Source organism: Psychromonas sp., assembly GCF_047632995.1.
Classification (GTDB): Bacteria; Pseudomonadota; Gammaproteobacteria; order Enterobacterales; family Psychromonadaceae; genus Psychromonas.
Genome location: NZ_JBLIEK010000175.1, coordinates 1 through 5,546 on the forward strand (window position 1 = coordinate 1; position 5,546 = coordinate 5,546).

Consider the following 5,546-nt stretch of genomic DNA (forward strand, 5'->3'; position numbering starts at 1 on the left):
CTCCATAACGATCAAGAAGTAGCCTGGGAATCCCATGGTATTGATAACGTCTAATTCAATCTGCAGACGCTCATCATAGGGTTTACGGATTTCGGCAAAATCAGGGGCGTTTTTATCAAATAAGAAATCTAAACGCTCTTATAACCCGTTACAGGAAACCTCACAGAAATAATCGTTGATCGACATATCACCGGTGGGGAAATCGGGCAGAAAATATTCACCCAGACGTAATGTGACATTACAGCGTTTGGCGATTTCCACACTGTTTTCCAGCGCTTCGGGAATATCTGAGAACAGTTCACACATCTCCTGTTCACTGCGCAGATATTGTTCAGGACTGTACTCTTTAGCGCGCCGATCATCGCCCAGCGTGTAACCCTGGTTAATACAAACACGAATTTCATGGGCGTCAAACAAGCTTTGATCGGCAAAAACAACTTGATTAGTGGCAACCACAGGAAGTTTAAACTGCTCAGCCCATGCCAGCGCTAAATGCAGATAATTTTCTTCATCAGGGCGATTGGTACGAATCAGCTCAAGGTAATAACGCTGTGGAAAATGGGTTTGGTAGAATTGCGTGATTAACTCAGCAAGCTCACGGTTGCCTTTTAACAAGGTCTTACCCAGATCGCCCTCTTTGGCGCCGGAAAGCAATATTACCCCTTTATTATGTTCAATCAGCCATTCCTGGCTGATAACCGCGCGGCCGCCAATATGTCCGCGCAGATAGGCTTTAGAGATTAACTCGGTGACATTTTTATAGCCGTCATTATCCATAGCCAGCGCGGTCAGACGAAACTGTTCATCTTCAAGCAGCTCACTCTGCACCCAAAAATCAGCACCGACAAGCGGCTTTATACCGGCGCCGTGGGCGGCCCCGTAAAACTTCACCAAACCGCAAAAGTTACTCTGGTCGGTGAGCGCTAATGCAGGCATATTCATAGCCGCTGTTTTAGTAACTAAAGGCTTTACCTTAGTTAAACCATCGACCATGGAATAATCACTGTGCACACGCAGGTGAATAAACTTAGGTTCACAATTTTTTACAACAGAATAATCTGCTTCAGACATAGGTTATCTACTTTTAGAGCAAGCCGAGTTGCTTTGATACTGGTTTAAAACTTCTACGATATTCAGGGATAATGCCATACTTTTCTAATGCAGCAAAATGCGCCTTAGTGGGGTAGCCTTTATGCTGAGCAAACCCATAATGAGGATGCTTTTTATCAAGCTCAACCATCTCCCGGTCGCGTGTTACTTTGGCAATAATCGACGCAGCACTGATTTCAGCAACCCGTAAGTCGCCTTTAACAATCGCTTCACAAGGCATATTCAAACTCGGGCAGCGATTACCGTCAATAAAGACAAATTCAGGCACAATTGTGAGTTGTTCAACCGCACGCTGCATTGCCAGCATAGTGGCATGCAGTATATTAAGCTGGTCAATTTCAGCCGGAGATGCCCGACCTATGCCAATGCAAATTGCCTTTTCCTGAATTTCGTCAAATAATAAGACAAGTTTTTTTTCAGTTAGTTTCTTCGAATCGGTGAGCCCGGCAATTGGATTGTTGGCATCGAGAATAACAGCGGCGGTAACAACATCCCCAACCAAAGGCCCTCGACCCACTTCATCGACACCTGCGATTAAACTAAAATCAGGATAAATAACATCTGCGTAGTCTGTTTTTAATTTGCTCATTTTATATTTCTCATCTAAAACGCCATCCGAAAAATTATTATTTTTTTAGTAGATCAACCACAGCTTGGGCGGCCTGCGCGTCTGCATCACATTTAATTAACTGATGCAGCTCAGTAAAGGTATTGATCATATCACTATTGTCCTGGCCTAATAAGCGCTGTAACTCTGCAACGATATTCTCCACAGTGCAATCGTATTGACTGAGCTCTTTAACCACCTCTTTATCTGCGATTAAATTAGGCAGCGAGGTATATTTAATCTTCGCTAATGATTTGGCAATCACATAAGTTATAGGTTTAACGCGATATGCCACCACCATCGGCGCTTTAGCCAGCATAGCTTCAAGCGCGGCCGTCCCCGAAGCAAGTAATACGGTATCGGCTGACTGCAGAACAGCACTTGCCTGACCGTCAAATATTTGTAATGGAAGATTCGGTGCATAGAGCTTCTGCTGTGCCAAAAACTGTTTTTTACGCGCGTCATTAACCATAGGCACAATAAATTTAAGTGCGGGATACTGCTGGCTGATAATGGACGCCGCTTGCAGAAAAATCGGTCCCAGCATCTCAACTTCCGCTTTACGGCTACCGGGTAAAATGGCGAGCAACTTCTCCTGCTCTGCCAGCCCCAATTTTTTTCGGGCGTGCGATTTTTCCGGGATCAAAGGCAGTTGATCGGCCAGTGTATGACCAACAAATTGGCAAGGCACATTAAATTTATCATAAAAGGCTTTTTCAAAGGGCAGAAAAGCCAGTACCAGATCCGTGGCTTTGGCAATTTTATGGATACGCCACTGCTTCCAGGCCCATACGGAAGGGCTGACATAATGAATTGTTTTTATATTTTTTTCTTTTAATTTCAATTCAACCGTTAAATTAAAATCTGGCGCATCGATACCGATAAAAATATCGGGAGGATTGGCGATAAAATGGTTAATAATCGACTTGCGGATACGTAAAATGCTGCGCAATTTACATAAGACTTCAGCAAAGCCCATCACAGACAATGCTTCAAGAGGATGCAAAGCCCGGCAACCTTGCGCAATCATTTTCGGCCCTGCTATCCCTTCAAAAATAGCGTCTGGATAATGCACTTTTAAGGCTTTGATTAATCCTTCACCTAAAATATCACCGGACGCCTCGCCTGCAATCAAACCTATTGTTAATGGTTTCTTCATTTCTAATTCACTCTTAAAAAAAAAGGCTCTAATGAGCCTTTTTTAAATAAAACGACTGACCGTAAGTTTAACGGATTATGCCGCGGCTCTCTGCACTGATGAAATCGTATAAGATTTTCAGTTCAGGACAAGCATCTAATTTTTCGGCTATTTCCAGTTTTGCATTTTCAAGCGTATTACCCTGACGGCAGAGCACTTTATAGGCACGTTTAATTTCCATAATAGCAGCACTGCTGAAACCATGACGTTTTAAACCTACTGAATTAATACCCTGCGCCTGCGCATAATTACCGGCTGCCATAAAATAGGGTGGAATATCTTTATTGACCGCCGAGCAGCCGCCAATCATCGCATACTCACCAACGCGAGTGAATTGATGGAGTGCGGAAAGACCGCCGATAATAACGTTATTAGCGAGCTTAGTGTGCCCGGCTAACGTCGCATTATTGGATAGGATAATATTATCCCCGAGGATACAATCATGCGCGACATGTACATAGGCCATCAGTAAATTATTATTACCGATACGTGTTGTGCCTTGATCCTGCGCTGTGCCGCGATGGATAGTACAGCTCTCACGAAATACGTTATTGTCACCGATTTCTAAAAACGTCTCTTCACCGTTATATTTTAGATCCTGACAGTCTTCACCCACAGAGGCAAACTGGAAGATCTTATTACCTTGACCCATTTTAGTTGGGCCTTTGATAACCACATGCGGTGCAATCCAACAATTGTCACCAATTTCGACGCGATCGCCAATAATAGTATAGGGACCGATTTCGACATTCTGACCTATAATCGCATTTTCATGCACAATCGCAGTTGGATGAATTGTAGCTGATGAATTTGTCATTAAACCTCTCTTCTTGCACACATGATCATAGCTTGGCAGGCAATTTCTCCGTCAACTTTTGCCACACACTCAAATTTGCCCATGCCACGACGCTCTTTAAGGTAAATCACTTCCAGATGTAAAATATCACCAGGAACAACCGGTCTACGGAAACGCACTTTATCGATTGATGCTAAGAAATATAGCTCATTTTCAGCAGGTTTACCGTAAGTAGCAAAAGCTAAAATCCCCGTGGCCTGCGCTAACGCTTCAATAATCATCACACCAGGGAAAACTGGCGTTCCAGGGAAATGTCCTTGAAATTGCGGTTCATTAAAAGAAACATTTTTAACACCGTGTAATGTTTTACCCGGAACATAATCTAAGACGCGATCCACTAATAGAAATGGGTAGCGATGCGGCAGAAGATCCATGATCTCTTTGATGTCTAGTGAATTTAATTCGTTACTCACGATTGCTTCCTTTATTTAATCTTTAAGTTGTTTTTCAAGTTCTTTGACACGTTTAAATAAATCATCAATTTTTAACGTGTATGCGGTTGTTTTACGCCAGGCTCTATTTTCTTGTGCCGGTACGCCAGAGGAATAAACCCCCGCTTCATGAATACTGCGCATCACCATACTATCGCCGGTAATAACCACATTATCAGCAATGGTGATATGTCCATTCATTGCTACCGAACCACCTATAATACAGTTTGTACCGATTTTTGTGCTACCGGCTACATTTGAGCCTCCGGCAATCGCTGTATGGGCGCCGATCGAAACATTGTGCGCAATCTGACATTGGTTATCAATTTTCACACCGTCAGCAAGAATAGTATCGGACAGAGCGCCGCGATCTATCGTTGTTGACGCGCCTATTTCAACATCATTACCAATCAAGACCCGACCAATTTGCGGTATTTTCACCCAGGCACCTTGATAGGGAACATTGCCAAAGCCATCAGATCCAACCACACTGTTTGCATGGACGATACAACGTTTACCCATTTGACAATCATGATAAATAGTGACATTGGGATAAATTTTACACTGTTCGCCAATTATAGAATGGTCGCCAATGACGACGTTGGCATAGATTTGACAGTTATCGCCAATTTTAACACCCGCTTCAATCACAACATTATCGGCTATTGCAACATTTTCACCGATTTCCGCCGTTGCATGGATAGCGGCAGAAAGCGCGATACCTGCAGACAGGTTAGGTGTTGTATCAAAGAGCCGCGCTAATAATGCGTATCCCACATAAGGATTGGCCATAAACAGCGCATTACCCTGATAACTGTCTTGTAAAGCACTCGGCAAAACAATCGCGCTGGCCTTGCAATCACCTAACTTAGTAAGCAGTTTTTTATCAGAAACAAAGGTAATATCCCCTTGCCCTGCTTTTTCAAAAGTTGCCAGTCGTTCTAAAACAAGCTCCCCATCACCCACTAGTTGGGCGTTTAGCAGCTTTGCTAACTGTGCTAAATTGTATCTCATTATTTATAATCTACTTTTTGCTGATTTCTTTAATTACAATATCTGAAATATCAAGTTCTGGTTTTGAGAAAACAATCTGCTCACCATTTAAAATAAGATCGTAACCATCTTCTGCTGCAACTGCATTGATAACTTTACGCACCATAAGTAAGGCCTTTTGTTGCTCTTCACCTTGGCGACGACGATTATCTTCTTCAAATGCTTTACGTTTTAATTTGTACTCAGATAGTTTCACTTCAACCTTACGTTTTAAGGCGGTAACATCCGCTGCAGCCATCAGTTCAGCATCACGTTCGAGTGTCGATTCTATCTTTGTTATATCTTTTTCAA

At 42.9% G+C, this 5,546-nt stretch carries 6 protein-coding genes and 1 pseudogene; all 7 read right to left on the bottom strand.

Features of this window, described 5'->3' with window-relative positions; genetic code table 11:
• A pseudogene (locus ACJAT7_RS17535) lies at positions 1-1,071 on the bottom strand (PHP domain-containing protein); the annotation flags it as partial.
• Positions 1,072-1,084: 13 nt separating this feature from the next.
• A complete protein-coding gene (rnhB, locus tag ACJAT7_RS17540; protein WP_415228090.1) occupies positions 1,085-1,699 on the bottom strand; it encodes a ribonuclease HII in 615 nt (204 codons plus the stop codon).
• Between the two features lie 37 nt (positions 1,700-1,736).
• On the bottom strand, positions 1,737-2,876 hold the full coding sequence (lpxB, locus tag ACJAT7_RS17545; protein WP_415228091.1) for a lipid-A-disaccharide synthase: 1,140 nt from the start codon (positions 2,874-2,876) through the stop codon (positions 1,737-1,739).
• A 67-nt stretch (positions 2,877-2,943) separates the two neighbouring features.
• Positions 2,944-3,732, bottom strand: a complete 789-nt coding sequence (gene lpxA, locus ACJAT7_RS17550; RefSeq protein ID WP_415228092.1) for an acyl-ACP--UDP-N-acetylglucosamine O-acyltransferase — start codon at positions 3,730-3,732, stop codon at positions 2,944-2,946.
• On the bottom strand, positions 3,732-4,184 hold the full coding sequence (gene fabZ / locus ACJAT7_RS17555; RefSeq protein WP_415228093.1) for a 3-hydroxyacyl-ACP dehydratase FabZ: 453 nt from the start codon (positions 4,182-4,184) through the stop codon (positions 3,732-3,734). The genes lpxA and fabZ overlap by 1 nt, the downstream gene beginning before the upstream one ends.
• Before the next feature lie 15 nt (positions 4,185-4,199).
• Positions 4,200-5,216, bottom strand: coding sequence for a UDP-3-O-(3-hydroxymyristoyl)glucosamine N-acyltransferase (gene lpxD, locus ACJAT7_RS17560; protein ID WP_415228094.1), 1,017 nt, complete (start codon positions 5,214-5,216; stop codon positions 4,200-4,202).
• A gap of 10 nt (positions 5,217-5,226) precedes the next feature.
• The coding region (locus tag ACJAT7_RS17565) for an OmpH family outer membrane protein (RefSeq protein ID WP_415228095.1) at positions 5,227-5,546 on the bottom strand (320 nt) is incomplete at its 5' end.